This is a genomic window from Corynebacterium sp. HMSC04H06 (assembly GCF_001815935.1).
Lineage (GTDB): Bacteria > Actinomycetota > Actinomycetes > Mycobacteriales > Mycobacteriaceae > Corynebacterium.
Map to the genome: position 1 here is coordinate 1 of NZ_KV823427.1, position 508 is coordinate 508.

The 508-nt window shown below is 53.3% G+C and carries 1 pseudogene; it reads left to right on the forward strand.

Going from position 1 to position 508, the window contains the following annotated elements:
- Positions 1 to 37: 37 nt before the first annotated feature.
- A pseudogene (locus tag HMPREF3067_RS06220) lies at positions 38 to 508 on the forward strand (transposase); the annotation flags it as partial.

Genomic DNA, 508 nt, shown 5'->3' on the forward strand with positions numbered 1-508 from the left:
GGTTTAGTTCCTACCTCAGCTAAGGAAGGATTGAACTATGCCTAGAAAGTATTCCGTCGAGTTCAAGGAGAAGGCGGTCCATCAGATCATTGAAATGGTCCGCCTGGAGTCTTGCTCACTGCAACGTGCCTACACCGAGGTCGGCGAGCTCCTTGGAGTATCTCAACACACGTTGCGGGCTTGGTACCGTGACAGTGCTTCAGTACGCGATGATTCTGACGCTTCAGGCGGCGAGACAATGGAAGAAGAACTCAAGCGTCTGCGCCGCGAAAACCGCGAGCTGAAACGAGCAAACGGGATTCTTAAGACTGCTTCGGCTTTTTTCGCAGCGGAACTCGACCGACCCACGACCAAATGATCTCTTACATCGACGCGTATAAGGATCAGTTTGGGGTCGAGGCCATCTGCCGAGTCCTGAAACAAGCAGATCGTGGATTCATCACTTCACGCGGCTACCGCAAAGCCATCACACGTGTTCCCAGCGCAAGGGCCTTAAGCGATAGCCTGA